13 protein-coding genes are annotated in these 16956 nt (G+C 62.2%); 7 read left to right on the forward strand and 6 right to left on the reverse strand.

Annotated features, from left to right (window positions below; translation table 11 throughout):
* Positions 1-29: 29 nt before the first annotated feature.
* Genes SM130_RS13710 through SM130_RS13725 form a run of 4 tightly spaced genes read left to right on the forward strand, consistent with a single transcriptional unit; the run spans position 30 to position 2340 of the window.
* A complete protein-coding gene (locus SM130_RS13710) occupies positions 30-869 on the forward strand; it encodes a DUF2303 family protein (RefSeq protein ID WP_102825498.1) in 840 nt (279 codons plus the stop codon).
* 57 nt (positions 870-926) lie between these two features.
* Positions 927-1412 (forward strand): hypothetical protein, encoded by a 486-nt coding sequence (locus tag SM130_RS13715; RefSeq protein ID WP_102825497.1) that lies wholly within the window; start codon positions 927-929, stop codon positions 1410-1412.
* Positions 1409-2038: a phosphohydrolase gene (locus tag SM130_RS13720; RefSeq protein WP_102825496.1), complete on the forward strand. Its 630-nt coding sequence runs from the start codon at positions 1409-1411 to the stop codon at positions 2036-2038. The genes SM130_RS13715 and SM130_RS13720 overlap by 4 nt, the downstream gene beginning before the upstream one ends.
* 14 nt (positions 2039-2052) lie before the next feature.
* The gene (locus SM130_RS13725) at positions 2053-2340 is read left to right on the forward strand and encodes a hypothetical protein (protein ID WP_102825495.1); all 288 of its coding nucleotides are present in this window, start codon (positions 2053-2055) and stop codon (positions 2338-2340) included.
* Here SM130_RS13725 and SM130_RS13730 read toward each other — a convergent pair whose 3' ends face one another.
* Together SM130_RS13730 and SM130_RS13735 are read right to left on the reverse strand one after the other, a co-directional pair.
* A complete protein-coding gene (locus SM130_RS13730) occupies positions 2341-3948 on the reverse strand; it encodes a recombinase family protein (RefSeq protein ID WP_102825494.1) in 1608 nt (535 codons plus the stop codon).
* Complete coding sequence (locus SM130_RS13735; protein ID WP_102825493.1) at positions 3948-5009, reverse strand: hypothetical protein; 1062 nt, start codon at positions 5007-5009, stop codon at positions 3948-3950. The genes SM130_RS13730 and SM130_RS13735 overlap by 1 nt, the downstream gene beginning before the upstream one ends.
* 108 nt (positions 5010-5117) lie before the next feature.
* On the opposite strand from SM130_RS13735, the gene rimO reads away from it, so the two are divergent.
* Entirely contained in the window at positions 5118-6440 is a 1323-nt protein-coding gene (gene rimO, locus SM130_RS13740; protein ID WP_102825492.1) for a 30S ribosomal protein S12 methylthiotransferase RimO, read from the forward strand.
* A 120-nt stretch (positions 6441-6560) separates the two neighbouring features.
* Here the strand turns inward: rimO and betA are convergent, their stop codons facing one another.
* From betA to SM130_RS13755, 3 genes are all read right to left on the reverse strand, one after another.
* Positions 6561-8234 (reverse strand): choline dehydrogenase, encoded by a 1674-nt coding sequence (gene betA / locus SM130_RS13745; RefSeq protein WP_102825491.1) that lies wholly within the window; start codon positions 8232-8234, stop codon positions 6561-6563.
* Between the two features lie 14 nt (positions 8235-8248).
* A complete protein-coding gene (gene betB / locus SM130_RS13750) occupies positions 8249-9721 on the reverse strand; it encodes a betaine-aldehyde dehydrogenase (protein WP_102825490.1) in 1473 nt (490 codons plus the stop codon).
* A 91-nt stretch (positions 9722-9812) separates the two neighbouring features.
* The gene (locus tag SM130_RS13755; protein WP_102825489.1) at positions 9813-11879 is read right to left on the reverse strand and encodes a choline transporter; all 2067 of its coding nucleotides are present in this window, start codon (positions 11877-11879) and stop codon (positions 9813-9815) included.
* Between the two features lie 423 nt (positions 11880-12302).
* Here SM130_RS13755 and trpB point away from each other — a divergent pair, with 423 nt between their 5' ends.
* Positions 12303-13511 carry a tryptophan synthase subunit beta gene (gene trpB / locus SM130_RS13760; protein WP_102825488.1) on the forward strand — a complete coding sequence of 403 codons (1209 nt, stop codon included), beginning with the start codon at positions 12303-12305 and terminating at the stop codon, positions 13509-13511.
* A gap of 111 nt (positions 13512-13622) precedes the next feature.
* Entirely contained in the window at positions 13623-14330 is a 708-nt protein-coding gene (gene tsaA / locus SM130_RS13765) for a tRNA (N6-threonylcarbamoyladenosine(37)-N6)-methyltransferase TrmO (RefSeq protein WP_102825487.1), read from the forward strand.
* 19 nt (positions 14331-14349) lie between these two features.
* Here the strand turns inward: tsaA and SM130_RS13770 are convergent, their stop codons facing one another.
* Complete coding sequence (locus tag SM130_RS13770; protein ID WP_102825486.1) at positions 14350-16887, reverse strand: penicillin acylase family protein; 2538 nt, start codon at positions 16885-16887, stop codon at positions 14350-14352.
* Positions 16888-16956 lie beyond the last annotated feature (69 nt).

Raw genomic sequence — 16956 nt, forward strand, 5'->3', positions numbered from 1 at the left:
AGCCCCACTCACCAAAAGGAAGAGACAGCATGTCGCTGAGCAAAGAAGCCATCCAACATATCGAGTCCCAAGCCGTGATCGCGGCAGCTAAGCCGCTCACCATTGAGGGCGGCACTAGCGTAGCGGTACTGCCAGAGGGCATTCGCCTGCAGTCGCTGGAAGCATTCCAGCCTCAGCGCGACCGCTTCCGCGGCACCATGGCTACCCACTCCCTGCAGGACTTCATCAAGTACACCGAGAGCCATGACGTGGTGGATGACAACGCACCGGTCAAGGCGCTCGGCTTCATCGACCAGGACGCCATGCGCGCTACCGTCATCTTCAACCTGGGCGAGCCGGGCGCCGCCGGCCACGGCGATGACGTGGCCGTGCTCACCCTCAAGCCCACCGCCGCCTATTCCGCTCTTCAGGCTGTGCTCGGCAAGCCACTCAGCCAGAAGGAACTCGCCGAATGGCTGGAGGACTGGCTCCCCAACCTCGAGGCGCGGGACGGTGAGTCCAACCTCGAAATGCTGCAGGCCGTCAACGCCGTGCGCCGCATGGTCATCAAGGCCACCAGCCAGCGCGACAGCAACGTCGGCGACTTCTCTGCCAGCCGCTCGACGATGGACGAGATCGAGGCCAAGAGCCAGGACACCCTGCCCTCCGCCTTCATCTTCACCACCGTGCCGTTCGAAGGGCTCGACGTGGCCGACATCAAGCTGCGCCTGTCCGTCATCACCGGCCGCGACGAGCCACTCCTGAAACTCCGCTGGGTCGGGGAGGAAGCCCAGCGCGAAGCCTTCGCCCAGGAATTCAAGGACGTGCTCGAGCAGGAAGTTGGCGGCCTGGTGCCGCTCACCATCGGCACCTTCTCTCTCGGCAAGTAACAGCAACCACCACCCCGCCGGCCTCACCAGCTGGCGGGCACCACGGGGACACAGCACATGAACTTCACCACCATTCAGATCATCGCCTTCATCGGCGCAGTTGCCGCCATGGCCATCCTATACGGCATCGGCTTTTATGAGGGCTTGCGCAAGGGCAAGCGCGAGGCCTTCGACATCGGCTACCAGCGCGGCCTGCACGCCCATCGTCACGAGCTTGTCCAGGCCCGCCGTGATGTCGACGCGGCTCAGCACACCCTCACCATGAGCCGCTTCCATGCAGCCCAGGCACTTGAGGCCAATACCGCAGAACTCGACGCCTGCCGCAAGCACGTCGCAGACCTGCAAGCTCGCTGCATGACAGAGGATGACGCCAACCAGCTGGTCGCCATGGCCGACAAGCTCACCCTCGCCTCCAACACCTTCGCCGGCCTCGGCTCGCACGACCAAGCCGAGATCTGCCGCCGCCTTTCCAACCGTGCCCGCGCCCTCTTCGACCGCTACTGGCAAACCGTGCCGGCAATGGAAGTGGAGGTGCTGGCATGACCTGGATACTCACCCGCTCTGGCCGCAGCTTCGACCTGCTCGCGCCCAAGGCCGACCAGGTCTGCACGCTGGACATCGCCCACGCCCTGTCGCAGCTCTGCCGCTTCAACGGCCACAGCAGCCGGCACTACTCGGTCGCCCAGCACAGCCTGCTGGTCGCCAGTATCGTCCCGGCCGAACACCAGCTCGCCGCCCTGCTCCACGACGCCACCGAAGCCTACGTCGGCGACATGGTGCGCCCGCTCAAGCTCGGTATGCGCGAGTTCTACGAGGCACAAAAACTCACCTCCCTTTACGACAGGATTGAGCACCGCGTCTGGCTGGCCATCTGCGAACACTTCCACCTCGAACCGGAACTGCCTGCCTGCGTGCACGAGGCGGACATGATCGCCCTGGCCACCGAACGCGCCCAGCTCATGCCGGACCACGCCGCCGAATGGGAATGCCTCGCCGGCATCACCCCGCTCGAGCAGCCGCTGGAGAACTGGACGCCCGCCCAGGCGTTCCTGCACTACCACAACCGCCTGCTCGAGCTGATGCAGTCCACCCACCGCGCCCGCGCTCGCTCCACCTGGGAACGCGTCGACGCCGAACATACCGGCGGCCCCGCGCCGCAGTGCTGTTAGGGAGGGAAGCGGCGATGAAAGACTCAGTACCCAATCCGCAGCTGCAGGCCTCCCGCATCAGCGCCACGGTCAGCGAGGGCTTCACCGTAACTACCGGCGACGGAAAGCCGGCGCGGCTGGCCATCATCGATGATCAGGGCAATGTCATTGAGGCCGGCGCCGACGTCGCCTGGGCCGCGTGGAAAGTCTGCATCGAGGTACAGGAAAACTTCTGGGAGGGTCTCGGCCACCTGGTGGTGCACAGCAGCCCGCCGGGCGACCTGAAACTGGCAGCCATCCTCATCGGCAAGAAAGCTGCCTGATCACGCACTGCGGTCGCGGCTCGCCTTCCAGGCACCCGACCGCCGATCTACCTCAAGCATCACCCGCTGGCCGGCCCGCGATACGAGCATCACCGCAATGGTCTTGCTCTTCGGGTCCAGAACTACGCCCCTCATGTAAACCACGATGCGGCTGAAGGTGTCCAACACCAACTGCCGGAGCTGCTCCCGTGCGGGGCTGTAGATGTCCTGTGAGTCGGCAGCAAGCTGAGCCCACTGTTCGGCAGCGGCCGGCGTCTGCACTTTACCCTGAACCGCCTGCTCCAGTTCCAGCCGCTCGGCTTCGACGTGCAGCTGCTGTAACTCGGCTTCCAACTCTCGCGCCTTGCGCACGAAGGCCAAGGGCGCAGCGCCCCCGTCGTCGGCCAGCAGCGCCTCGGTCACGCGCGCCAACTGCCGCTCCACCTCGCCCTGCTTGCGCAGGCAGGCCTGTAGCCGCTGGCGCACCTGCTGGCCATCGTCGGTGGGTTCCAGCAGCCGAGTAAGGTTCATCTGGTCCGCGCAGTACGCGAGCACAGCCTTCTCTACTGGAACCACGCTGCAGCTGGCAGCCTTGCACCCAGTACTACTGCTGTAGGATGAACAGTGCAGCCGGCGGTGGCCGTCATTGAGTGTCCCGTCCTCACGCGCCCGGCTGATCTGGTTCTGCGCCGTGACAGCGGTGCCACAGTAGCCGCACCAGGTGATGCCGATCCCGGTGACAATTCCAACGATATCGCTGGCACCACGCCGTCCGTGGCGCTTATCGGTGACCGCCTGCAGTTCGTGGTACTCGTCATCGCTCAACAGCGGCGGGTAGTACCCCTCGAGCAAAAAATCCTCGCCATCGATGCTGACCCGCTTGGCACCCCGCAGCGCGGGCAGCTTAATCAGCCGGTAGATCTGCTGCCCGCCCAGCCCCCAGTCGCTGAGCACGTAGCCGCGCTCTTCCATCTTCCGCACCACGCGCGTGGCGCCCTCGCCTTTCTTATACAACTCCAGTGCGTAGCGCACAGCCTCGACGCGCTCCGGTAACAGCTGCCAGGCCTGGCCATCCCAGCGCAACCACTGAGGGTCGCGCCCGTTTCGGATCAGCCCACGATATGTATCTGCTTGCCAGCCTTCACAGAGGCGCCGAATCGAGGCCTTCACCCGCTTGCTCTTCGTGTCCGACTCCTCGTGCGCGCGGATCATCACCAGCAGCGAATAAACCAGGTCCATCGGCTGCGCTTTCAACCCGGCGCGGTTGTACTCCCGGCCATCGCTCGCAGTCACGACGGTGATACCGGCATTGATGATCTGCGCCAGCTGCGCCTGCGCCTGGATGGGCTCAGCCCGGCTCAGCCGGTCCAGCCCCTCTACGATCAGCACCGAACCACTCGGGATGCGCCCCTCGTCCACCGCTTTCAGAAACGCCCCGAGTGCACCCTGCTTAACGTGCTGTTGGTGATAAGCGGACAAGCCCTCGTCCCGTAGCGACAGCGATTCGTCCAGCACAAACCCCCGCTCGGCTGCCCAACGCTGGGCATACTGCAGCTGACGATCGGCGCTACTTCCCGCCGCTTGCCGGGGATCGGAAAACCTCAGATAGCTGTATACCTTACCCGCCATCATGAAGGCTCTTTGACGTTGACCTTCTTAGGTTTTTTTACTAACCCACGAAATTTATCAACAGCCGAGGTAATACTATTCATTGACTCAAGCATGTAATTGAAATCGTTGTCGTTAATTTGTTTTGCATCAGGCCAATGAGCCTCACGCTTCAAGTACTCTAGCATTTCACTTCTTAGAACTGCAGAGTCTTCAGCTGTTGATGAAAACTCCCTCAGGGCATAATAGGACAGAAGACATCTATCATAATGGGATTTAACACGGGCATAGGAAAGTGACGAATCAATAAAGCTTCGATATTGCTTCAAAAACCAAGCAGCCAGAAATTCAATAACGACAAAGGTTATCGTACAGGAGAACATTCCTAAAGCGACTACAGCGCTTAGCTCGTCACCCCTTGCCCAAAACTGCCAAAAGAGAATCGATATAATATAGAAGAATAAGCCCGCCCCGAGATACCCAACACCTTTATCAAGCAATTTAGAGGCCTTCTCGTCAGATAGACTTATTTGCTTATCAAGATCACTAATAATCCGCTTTAAATAATGATCAAATTCTGGCCTTTTGGAGTCTTTGCTATCGGTGCTTATGGTCTCTGTAGCTTGATCAATCGCCTGTGTTAGTACATCAGCTAACTCGTCAACCTTCGCCTCAGCAATAGTTGACATCTCAGCCTTTGATTCTTGATGACGTCGGTCAATTTCAGAAAAGGAATCGAAGTAAAAACTCCTGTAGGGCATCACAAATAGCATAATCACAGAGCACAAATACAATATTATCGCAGCGATTAACGAGTATTTACTTTGCAGGAAGTGGTCTAGATAGTTTGAATTTGAAGCGTCTAAGCCCAGAACCGCGATCGCAATACAGACGTTTAACAATAAAAAGTATTGGACGCGAAAGCGTAACTGCCTACGCTTCCAAGCCTTTAGATTCCATTCATGGGTTAACGACCTTTCAAGCTCTGCATCACGGTTCTCTTCCTGCCTGACCCACTCTTCACTGCTCTTGAATCGTCCCTGAATAGCCTCAGTGGCGGATGCTGCGGCTGATTTTTCCATCTCCCCTCCCTGCGATGGGTTTCGTTTTTGATTTGCGCGTTTTTTGACCAATCTATAGAATCGCGCGCCTTTAGAAGCAGCTCGGGGCGCGCCCGACGGAGAGATTACATGAGCAAGTCCCCGAGTGTAGGGTTTATTTCCTTAGGGTGCCCCAAGGCAACGGTCGATTCTGAACGCATCCTCACCCAGCTGCGCATGGAGGGTTACCAGATCGTGCCGTCCTACGAGGACGCCGATGTGGTGGTGGTCAACACCTGCGGGTTCATCGACAGCGCCAAGGCCGAATCGCTGGATGCCATTGGCGAGGCGATCGCCGAGAACGGCAAAGTCATCGTCACCGGCTGCATGGGCGTGGATGAGAACAACATCCGCGGCGTACACCCCAGCGTGCTGGCAGTCACCGGGCCGCAGCAGTACGAGCAGGTGGTCAACGCCGTGCACGCAGCGGTGCCGCCGAACCTCGAGCACGATCCCTTCGTCGATCTGGTGCCGCCGCAAGGCATCAAGCTCACCCCGCGCCACTACGCCTATCTGAAGATTTCCGAGGGCTGCAACCACAGCTGCAGCTTCTGCATCATCCCGTCGATGCGCGGCAAGCTGGTCAGCCGGCCGGTGGGCGATGTGCTCAGCGAAGCGGAGCGCCTGGTCAAGGCCGGCGTCAAGGAAGTCCTAGTGATCAGCCAGGACACCAGCGCCTACGGCGTCGACCTCAAGTACAAGCTCGACTTCTGGAACGGCCAGCCGGTCAAGACCCGCATGCTCGAACTGTGCGAGGAGCTGGGCAAGATGGGCGTCTGGGTGCGCCTGCACTACGTCTACCCGTACCCGAACGTCGACGACGTGATCCCGCTGATGGCCGCCGGCAAGATCCTGCCGTACCTGGATATCCCCTTCCAGCACGCCAGCCCGAAGGTGCTCAAGGCCATGAAGCGTCCGGCCTTCGAAGACAAGACCCTGGCGCGCATCAAGAAATGGCGCGAGATCTGCCCCGAGCTGACCATCCGCTCGACTTTCATCGTCGGCTTCCCCGGCGAAACCGAAGAAGACTTCCAATACCTGCTCGACTGGCTGACCGAAGCCCAGCTCGACCGCGTCGGCTGCTTCCAGTATTCACCGGTTGAAGGCGCACCCGCCGAGGTCCTCGGGCTGGAGGCAGTGCCGGACGAGATCAAGCAGGAGCGCTGGGATCGTTTCATGGCACACCAGCAGGCCATCAGCGCCGAGCGCCTGCAGCGCAAGGTCGGCCAGGAGCTGGACGTACTGATCGACGAAGTGGACGAAGACGGCGCCATCGGCCGCTCCTGGGCCGACGCCCCGGAGATCGACGGCATGGTCTACGTCGACAGCGCACATCCGCTGCAGCCGGGCGACAAGGTCCGCGTTCGGGTTACCAACGCCGACGAGTACGACCTCTGGGCCGAAGTGATCTGAGCCAAGCGCGTATATGAAAACGCCCCGCTATTGCGGGGCGTTTTCATTTCTGCGCGACGAGTCCTCGGCGGCAAGGGTGGAAAACGGCGACGCCTTTGCCAACTCCAGGCTGCGGGTTCATCAACGCTGCGGCGGATGCCGCACCGGTGCGCCGTTGGCCACGAAGTAGTCGGCCGTGCTGCGCGGCAATGGCGCCTGGCCACGGATGCGATCGACGATCTTCTCCGCCAGCATGATGGTGGTGGCGTTGAGGTTGCCGGTGATGATCTGCGGCATGATCGAGGCATCCACCACGCGCAGCCCTTCCACCCCATGCACCCGGCCCTGGCCGTCGACCACGGCCATGTCATCCGTACCCATCTTGCAGGAGCAGGACGGGTGATAGGCCGTCTCCGCGTGCTCGCGGACGAAGGCGTCCAGCTCTGCATCGCTCTGCGCTTCCACGCCCGGGTTCAACTCGCGCCCACGATACGGATCGAGTGCCGGCTGGGCGATGATCTCGCGGGTGAGGCGGATGGCATCGCGGAACTCGCGCCAGTCCTGCTCGTGGGCCATGTAGTTGAACAGGATGCTCGGATCGACCCGCGGATCGGTGGAGCGAATCTCGATACGGCCGCGGCTGGGCGAGCGCATCGAGCCGACGTGGGCCTGGAAGCTGTGCCCGTCATGGGCATTGCTGCCGTTGTAGCTGACCGCCACCGGCAGGAAGTGGAACTGGATGTTCGGCCATTCGAACTCGTCGCTGCTGCGGATGAAGCCGCCGGCCTCGAACTGGTTGCTGGCGCCGATACCCGAACCCAGGAACAGCCATTCAGCGCCGATAGCAGGCTGGTTCCACCACTTGAGCGCCGGGTACAGCGACACCGGCTTCAGGCACTCGAACTGCAGGTACATCTCCAGGTGATCCTGCAGGTTCTGGCCGACGCCAGGCAGCTCCTGCACCAACGTGACGCCGAGCTTCTTCAGCAACGCGCCAGGGCCAACCCCGGAGCGCTGCAGGATCTGCGGCGAGGCGATGGCGCCGCCACACAGCAACACTTCACGGCGTGCACGCGCCACCTGTGGCTGCTCGCGGCCGCGCAGGTAACGTACACCTATGGCACGCTTGCCTTCGAACAGCACGCGATCGGTGACGGCGTGGGTAAGGACGGTCAGGTTCGGCCGCTCCTTGGCCTGGTCCAGATAACCACGCGCCGTGCTGGCGCGCCGGCCCTGAGGCGTCACGGTGCGGTCCATCGGGCCGAAGCCTTCCTGCTGGAAGCCATTGAGATCGTCGGTACGGGGATAACCGGCCTGCACGCCGGCCTCGACCATGGCTTGGAACAGCTCGTTGTTGTTCGCCTTGGGCGTGGTCACGCTGACCGGGCCGTCGCCACCGTGGTAGTCGTTGGGGCCGATGTCGCGCGACTCGGCCTTGCGGAAGTACGGCAGGCAGTCGAGGTAGGTCCAGTCCTCCAGCCCCGGCGCCTTGGCCCAGTTGTCGTAGTCCAGGGCGTTGCCGCGGATGTAGCACATGCCGTTGATCAAAGAGGAGCCGCCCAGGCCCTTGCCGCGGCCGCAGTCCATGCGGCGGTTGTTCATGTGCGGCTCGGGATCGGTCTTGTAGGCCCAGTTATAGCGAGTGCCCTGCAGCGGATACGCCAGTGCTGCGGGCATCTGGGTACGGAAGTCCAATCGATAGTCCGGCCCACCGGCTTCGAGCAGCAGCACGCTGACATCGGCGTCCTCGGTCAGCCGCGCGGCCAGCACGTTCCCGGCCGAGCCGGCGCCGACAATGATGTAGTCGTATTCCATGCGTTCTCCCTCCCTCAGAAGACCGAGGCGAACTCGCCCAGCTCCACCTGCACCGACTTAACCCGGGTGTAGTGCGCCAGCGAGGCGATTCCATTTTCGCGGCCGATGCCGGACTGCTTGTAGCCCCCGACCGGCATCTGCGCCGGCGACTCGCCCCAGGTATTGATCCAGCAGATGCCGGCTTCCAGGCGATGGATGATGCGGTGCGCCCGCGCCAGATCGGTGGTGACCACGCCCGCGGCGAGGCCGTAATCGGTGTCATTGGCGCGGCGGATGACTTCTTCCTCGTCCTGATACTCCAGCAGGCTCAGTACCGGGCCGAAGATTTCCTCGCGCACGATGGTCATGTCGTCGCGGCAGTCGGTGAAGATGGTCGGCGCGACAAAGGCGCCCTTGGCGTAATCGCCTTCAGTTACCCGCTCCCCACCACAGAGCACCCGCGCACCGGCGGCTTTGCCCTTGGCGATGTAGTCGAGCACGTTGTTCATGTGCGCGAAGCCGACCAGCGGACCGAAGTTGGTTTCTTCCAGCTGTGGATCGCCAAGGCGAATGCGCAGCACCCGCTCCAAGAGCTTGGCCTCGAACGCAGATTTCAGACCGGCCGGGACGAACACTCGGGTGCCGTTGGTGCACACTTGCCCAGAGCTGAAGAAATTGGCCATCACCGCAATGTCGGCCGCGCGGTCCAGATCGGCGTCTTCGCAAATGATCAGCGGCGACTTGCCGCCCAACTCCATGGTCACGTCCTTGAGCGACGACGACGCCGCGCGGGCCATGACCTTCTTGCCGGTGGCCACGCCGCCGGTGAAGGACACCTTGGCGATGCGTGGGTGCTCGGTGAGCAGCGCCCCGATGCCGGAGCCGCTGCCGGTCAGCACATTGAACACGCCATCCGGCAGACCGGCCTCGCTGAAGATCTCCGCCAGTTTCAGCGCACTCAGCGAGGTGACTTCGCTGGGTTTGAAGATCATCGCGTTGCCCGCAGCAAGCGCCGGTGCGGCTTTCCACAGGGCAATCTGGATCGGGTAGTTCCAGGCACCGATACCGGCCACCACGCCCAGCGGCTCGCGCCGGGTATAGACGAAGCTGCTGTCGCGCAGCGGAATCTGCTCACCTTCGATGGCCGGTGCCAAGCCGGCGTAATACTCCAGCACGTCGGCGCCGGTGACGATGTCGACGCCGCGGGTTTCGCTCAGCGGCTTGCCGGTATCCAGGGTTTCCAGCAGTGCCAGCTCGTCGTTGCGCTCGCGCAGCAGGTCGACCGCGCGGCGCATGATTCGCGCGCGCTCGATACCGGTCAGCGCCGCCCAGATGCGCTGGCCCTGCTCGGCACTTTCAACCGCGCGCTCCAGATCGGCCGCGCCGGCCTCGGCCACTTCGGCCAGGACTTCGCCATTGGCCGGGTTGATGCTCTGGAAGGTTTGATTGCTGCTGGCGTTCACGTAACCGCCATGGATATAGAGTTGCTGCCGTGGGAAACGGGCCATGTTCTACCTCGTGCGTGTGTTTGTGGCGGCAGCGGATCACGCTGCCGCGACATGAATGGAGCGCCTCGGGGATCGCCCGAGGCGTACGTGGTCAGGCTGTCGGCGTAGCGCCCGGGTTGGGCATGCCGCTTTCACCACCACCGTTTTCGCGTTGCAGATGCAGGAAGTGCATGTGGTGCTCGTAGTGGTCGAGGATGTCCTCGATCAGTTGGCGCCGGGAGTAGCCCATCAGGTCGTAACCCAGGCTGCCCTGGCGCAAATGCACCTCGAGCCGGTAGTAGTCCGCGTTGCCGCTCTGCGTGCGCAGGGCAAAGGACGGCATCGTGCCGCGCACGGGCCAGATCTGGTAGGTGAAGTCCTGCTCGCTGCCCAGATTGACGTGCAGCGCCAGGTGCTCGTTGCCCGGTTCGCCTTCGACGATCTCCACCGGCACGCCCTTCTCGCCCAGCGCCGTCTGGATCTCTTCCATCGCTGGCTTGCAGACGTCCTTCAGGTAGCGACGGATCTGCGAGCGGCTGGGGAAGCTCATCGCTCGAGACAGGCGCTGGCTCCAGTTCATCTGCGTATGTTCAAGCGTGGCGCGACCGGACAGGTAGCCGGACAGGCTCTTCTGGTAGCTGTCGGCCATGACGCCTTCGACGTGCAATGCCTTGAACAACCCGTACATCATGAACAGCAGCACGATGGAGAACGGCAGGCCCATGATCACCACGGTGCCCTGCAGCGCGGTCAGGCCACCGGCGATCAGCAACGCCAGGGTGAGGATGCCGATGATCGCCGCCCAGAGGATGCGCATCCACACCGGCGCATCGCTGTTGACGTCCTTGAGGATCGAGGTGAAGTTCGACAGCACCAGCGAGCCAGAGTCGCCGGAGGTGACGAAGAAGACGATTGCGAGGATGGTCACCACGATGGTGGTAAGGCCGGCCCACGGCAGGCTCTGCAGGAAGAGGTAGATCGACGAGCCAGGGTTGCTCACCGCCTGCTGGCCGAATTCGAGCGCACCGCCCATGACCATTTCGATGGCGCTGTTACCCATGATCGACATCCAGGCCATCATAAAGGCCAGCGGCAGCAGCAGCGTGCCGATGACGAACTCGCGGATGGTGCGGCCGCGGGAAATCCGCGCCAGGAACAGCCCTACGAACGGCCCCCAGGCAATCCACCAGGCCCAGAAGAACACTGTCCAGGCATTCAGCCAGTCGGTCGGACGGCGGTAGGCATAGGTATCCAGCGACAGGCTGATGAAGTTGGAAAAATAATCACCGACATTCATCACCAATGCGTTGAGCAGGAACACCGTGTCACCGACCACCAGCACGAACAGCAGCAGCAGAACCGCCAGCAGCATGTTGAACTCGGAAAGCCGGCGAATCCCCCGCTCCACCCCGGTCGCCGCCGAGATCGCCGAAAACACCACGATCAGCACCACCAGCACCGCCTGGGTGAGTGTGCCTTCCGGAATGCCAAAGATGTAGTTGAGGCCGAAGTTCAGCTGGATGATGCCGATGCCCAGACTGGTGGCGATACCGAAGATCGTACCCAGTACCGCGGCGGTATCGACGGTGTGGCCGATAGGGCCATAGATGCGCTTGCCGAAGATCGGGTACAGCGACGAGCGAATCGACAGCGGCAATCCCTGACGGAAGCTGAAATACGCCAGCGACATGCCGACCAGTGTGTAGACACCCCAGCCGGAGAGGCCCCAGTGCAGGAAGGTCAGCTCCATCGCATGGCGCGCTGCCTGGGTGGTTCCGCCCTCACCTACCGGCGGCTCGATAAACTGGGTGATGGGTTCGGCGATACAGAAGAACAGCAGGTCAATGCCGATGCCGGCGGAGAACAGCATCGCCGCCCAGGTGACCACGTTGAACTCAGGCTTGGAGTGATCCGGCCCGAGACGGATCTTGCCGTAGCGACTGGTCGCCACGATCACCACGAATAACAGATAGAGCAGCACGGCGAGGAAGTAGAACCAGCCGAATGTGTTGGATATCCAGCCGAGTACCGTATTGATGACCGCCAACGAGCGGTCGGTGAAAAACATCGTCCATACGGCAAACAACACAATGGCGATGGCAGAACCGTAGAAGACTACGGGATTGATTCGGTCAGCAGGCGCTTCGGAATCGTGGGGCGAGAGCTCAGCCTCGTTCATCAGTTCTATCTCCTGAACTTGTTCTGGCTTTTACGACATCGCTATGCGACGTATTGCGGCAGGTGGCGTGCAATTGATTAGCGATTGCGCCGACCTGATGGCGGGGTGGGCATGCATAACGACCGTGCTGATGACAGTCATGCCCGTCGGCAAGCAATGCCGACGAAAAACATAAGGTTGAATTCTGCTCCTATAATGGCAAAGTCGGCGCGCATCCTACACGATAAGTGGCTAATTTGCGAACCGGAACGAAATCGTGGCTGCTCTAGCGTCCATGATTCGACCCTCCGGTCGTCTGTGTGGACTGCTCACAAGAGGGCTTGCGCTGCCACCAGCGGCGGCATTTTCAGCAACGGTGTCCTGACTTATGATCAGCGCCGCGCAGCAGGCGCCTCCCCCTTTTTCACGCCCAGAGATGAACTCATGTCGTCCGACCCTCGCTTCACTGCCATGCCCGATGCCAACGGATACTTCGGTCCCTATGGCGGCCAGTTGGTGCCGCCGCACCTCAAGCAGGCCATGGACGACATCAACCTGGCCTACGAAGAAATCCGCCAGCGCGAAGATTTTCAGCAGGAGCTGGCTGCACTGCTCGCCGATTACGTCGGACGACCGAGTCCGATCTTCCATGCACGCCGCCTCTCCGAGCAGCTTGGCGGCGCACAGATCTATCTCAAGCGCGAAGACCTGAATCACACGGGTGCGCACAAGATCAACCACTGCCTGGGCGAGGCCCTGCTGGCCAAGTTCATGGGCAAGAAGAAGGTGATCGCCGAAACCGGTGCCGGCCAGCATGGCGTTGCCTTGGCTACCGCCTGCGCGCTGGTGGGTATTCCCTGCGAGATTCACATGGGCCAGGTGGACATCGAGAAGGAACACCCCAACGTCACCAAGATGAAGATCCTCGGCTGCGAGCTGATCGCCGTCACCCGCGGCGCCGCAACCCTCAAGGAGGCGGTGGACAGCGCCTTCGAGGAATACCTGAAGGACCCGCACAACTACATCTATGCGATCGGCTCGGTGGTCGGCCCGCACCCGTTTCCGAAGATGGTTCGGGACTTTCAATCGATCATCGGCACCGAGGCCCGCGAGCAGTTCCTCGCCCGTCATGGCCGCCTGCCCGACCACGTGGTTGCCTGCGTCGGTGGCGGCTCCAATGCCATGGGCATGTTCACCGCCTTCCTCGAAGACGCTGCGGTCGAGCTGGTGGGGATCGAGCCGGCCGGCGAAAGCCTGGACAAGCCCGGCCGCCATTCGGCCACGCTGTCCAAGGGCAAACCCGGCGAACTGCATGGCATGGCCTGCTATGTGCTGGAGGATGCCGACGGCAATCCATCGGCAGTGCACTCCATTGCCTCCGGCCTCGACTACCCAGGCGTCGGCCCGCAGCACAGCTACCTTAAAGACCTGGGCCGGGTGAATTACCAGACCGCAACCGATCAGGAATGCCTCGACGCGTTCATGACGCTGTCCCGCGTCGAAGGCATCATCCCGGCGCTGGAAAGCGCGCATGCCGTGGCCTGGGCTATCCGCACCGCACCGACACTGAGCAAGGACAGCCACATTCTCGTCAACCTCTCTGGCCGCGGCGACAAGGATGCCGACTACGTGGCCAACCTGCTCGGGCTGTAGCACCTGAGAGGCAGGCTGGCACAGCTTTGCGCGCCGGCCTGCGGGAAGCGCAACGAGCTGCCATAGCGGGTAAGATGCGCAGCCGCACGACTGCTTTCAGGCCCGCTTTTCATGGATCACAGCGTCTCGCCTATCGGTTACGTCCGCTCCTGCTTCAAGGAGAAATTCGCCATCCCGCGCCAACCCAGCCTGGCACCGGCCGCACGCGGCGTGCTGGAGCTGCTGCCACCGTTCGACAGTGGTGACGCAGTAGCCGGGCTCGAACAGGTCAGCCATGTCTGGCTACTGTTTCTCTTCCACCAGGCGCTGGAAAGCAAACCGCGCCTAAAGGTCCGCCCGCCTCGCCTGGGCGGCAACCGCATGGTTGGGGTATTCGCCACCCGCGCGACACACAGGCCCAACGGCATTGGACAGTCGGTGGTCAGGCTGGATCGCATCGAAGCAGATCGCCTGTTCATCTCTGGCATTGACCTGCTGGACGGCACGCCGGTGCTGGATATCAAACCCTACGTGCCCTACGCCGACGCATTGCCTGACGCACGCAACGACATGGCCGCCGACGCGCCAGAGTTGATCGAGGTGCAATGGTCGGAATTGGGGCTGCTGCAAGCCCGCCGCGAAGCACTGCGCCTGGGCGAGCCCCTGGTCGAACTCATCGAACAGTGCCTGGCGCAAGACCCGCGCCCGGCTTATCAGAAGCCGGAGCCCGAGCGGCGTTATGGCGCGCAGTTCTGGGATGTAGACGTGCGCTGGCACTACCCGGCTCCGGACATGATCCGCGTTCTGGAAGTCGCGCCAGCAGCGCCGCAACCGACTTAGCGCCGGCGCGGCACTTCCTTCATTTGCCGGCTGGCGTCAGCAACAGACGCTGGCTGCCGTAGACCTTGTCGAGATTTTCTGTTTTGAACGGGAAGCTCAGGTACTGCGCCTTCATCCATGCATCGATGCCATCGGCATAGTGCGGACTGGCCGGGTTGCCGGACTGCCCAGAACTATTGAGGCCGATCATCGGCTCGTCGCGACCGAAGTCGACAATGATGCGCATCGCCGGGATCAGCCAGGTATCGAAGTTCGCCCCCATGCCGTAGGCCGAGGCATTCAGCGTGCTGTGATCGCCGCCCATGGCATACGGGCCGCGGTCGAGGTAGCTGCCGATGGCGTTGATCTTGCTGCGCTGGCTGGCCGGCATATGTGGCGCCAGCTGCGTCGCTCCGGATGTCCAGTTGGCGGTGTGAAGCTTGCCCCACTGCCACGCGCTGCGCTCGTTACCCAGACGGCTTTCCAGCAGGCCCACGGCAGCGGCGAGGCTGCGTGCCAGAATCGCCGGCTTGTCCTCGACCTGCGCGGTGCGCTGATCATTCCAGAACGGGCTGTCTTCTCGACCCAGCAGATGATCAGCCTGAGCGGAATAGGAGGTGTTGGCGGCCTGCACCAGTGCGCGCCAGGCCGGCGTGTCTTCCGGCCCGAGTTCGTCGAGGAAGATCTGCCGCGCGCTTTCATGCAGGAACGCACCGTACAGCGCAGCATTGGCCGAGTCAGCAGCCAGCTTGCCGTCGAAGGCCATCAGCCGATCCAGTGCTTCACGCGCTTTGCTCCGCTCGCCAGCCGGCAGCGCATCGATCGCCTGGCGCAACGGGCCAGCCATGCCGGGCGCTTCAAACATCATCCTGAGTTTGGCGGCGAAAGGCGTAACCTGGTCGTATTGCATCGCGATGGTGCTGCGTGTGTCGTGCTTGCCCCGCCCAGCCAGCTCTGCGAGCCGCTCGTAACGTTCGGGGCCATACCAGGAACTGGATAGCTGCATCCCGTAGCCGCGCGGCACGCTGCGCTGATTGGCAGTGCCGAGCCAGCCCTGCGCGGGGTCCTGATCATAGGGATGCAGCATCGGGTCGGCGTAGCCGTCCCACTCATAGCGGTTATCCCAGCCCGGCGACGGTACCAGCCCCAGCCCCTCGCGCCGATTTGGGAACCGTCCGGTGACCTGCCAGCCGATGCCCTGCTGATCGGCAAAAACCAGATTCAGCGCCGTCGCGCGAATCTCGCGAGACGCCTCGAAGGCCTGATCGACCGACTGCGCGCGGGACAGGTCGAAGAATGCATCCAGTGTGCGATCGGCCTCCAGCTGCGTGTTCTTCAGCGCAAGGCCATAGCCACTGCTGAGCTGTAGCGGCTGCAAAGGGTGCTTGCGCTCGCCCAGCGCCGTATTTAGCAGCGGTCCGTTGCGGGTCTCGTAAATGGTTTCGCGAATCGGCCGCTCGCCTTTGACGAAATAGGTTTCGTGACGCTCGCGAGCCTGCAGCCACTTGCCGTCGGCCAGATACATGAGCCGCCCGCCTTCACGGCGCACCTGCTCGAGATACAGATCCTGGCTGTCACCCATGACCATGGTCATACCCCAGCCGAGCTTGCCATTGAAACCAGCCACCACCGCCGGCACGCCGGCAATGGTCACGCCAGCCGCCTGGAATTTCGGCGCGCGTATCTGCATGAAATTCCAATACGAGGGCATCGACAGCGGCAAATGCGTGTCGTTGGCCAAGATCGGCTTGCCGCTACGCGCGTTGCTACCGGCAATCGCCCAGTTGTTCGATGCCGCCATGCCAGTCGGGGTCAATGCCGCCAAGTGTTGCGCGGCCTGCTCGATCGCCGCCAGCCCTGGCACTGAACCGCTCAGAGCGAGCCCTTTGAGTTTATCGGCTTCGGCAAATGGTAATGCCTCGTCCGGATAGATCGGCAGCAGCCAGCCCAGCTTGTCGCTACCCACCTTCTGCGCCAGCAGCAAGGCCGCCACTTCTTCCTGCAGGTTCTGCGACAAACCGAAGCTCAGCAGGCAGAACACCAGCACCGAATCTTCGGGTTTCCAGTATTCGGGCTTGTAGCCGGACTCGGCTAGATCCATCGGCAACTTGTCGCTATGGCGATACAGATAGGCATTCACGCCGCGGGCGTAGACCTCGAAGAATTTCTTCATCCGCGGCGAGGATTCGCGATAGAGCATCTCGGCACTCTGGCGCAAATTGACCGCCCGCATGAAGCGGTCGGTTTCCAGAACGCCGGGACCAACCATTTCCGCTAATCGCCCCTGTGCCATCAACCGCAGGCTGACCATCTGGCTCAGACGATCGGTTGCATGCACGTAGCCCATTGCGAACAGCGCATCGTGAAACGATGAGGTTTCGATCACCGGCATACCCAGCGAATTGCGCCGAATGCTCGCACTGCCCGCCAGCCCGGTCAGCGGTTGGATGCCCTGAGCCGGTGGCAGACTGGCGCTGTAGCGGTTATCGAGATAAGCCTGGCAACCGCCGAGGCCGGCCAGACCAAGCGCGGCCCCCAGCGTCAGACGAACCAAAACGAACGGCAGACGCAGAGACATCGAAAACTCCTGTGCGAGCTTGCAAGAGGAAAGAGTGCTAACAGCTTAGAGGGTGTGCAGCGAAGAAGA

Source organism: Stutzerimonas stutzeri, from assembly GCF_038561965.1.
Classification (GTDB): Bacteria; Pseudomonadota; Gammaproteobacteria; order Pseudomonadales; family Pseudomonadaceae; genus Stutzerimonas; species Stutzerimonas stutzeri_AA.